The sequence below is a fragment of the Salipiger sp. ABF4_146 genome, assembly GCF_056161345.1.
The window spans coordinates 1-202 of sequence record NZ_JBSWYX010000095.1 but is presented as its reverse complement, the minus strand read 5'-3'; the positions used below and the strand labels follow the sequence as shown (position 1 = coordinate 202).

At 62.4% G+C, this 202-nt stretch carries 1 protein-coding gene; it reads right to left on the bottom strand.

Annotated elements, in window-relative coordinates; all coding sequences use genetic code 11:
* On the bottom strand, positions 1-202 hold a 202-nt coding region (locus tag ACXAJT_RS27705), incomplete at both ends, for a transposase (RefSeq protein WP_475242278.1).

Here is a 202-nt window from a genome sequence, read left to right as displayed (position 1 = left end):
CCGCAGCCTCAGGTTCTCCTTCTCGAGCTCCTTCAGCCGCGACAACTGTGCCCGGTTCATCCCGCCATACTGCTTCCGCCACCGGTAGAACGTATGCTGCGATATCCCGATCTGCCGCACCGCATCGGCCATCGACAGGCCCTGGCCATGCAGCACCTCGACCTGACGCAGCTTGGTGACAATGTCTTCCGGCTTCTCTCGC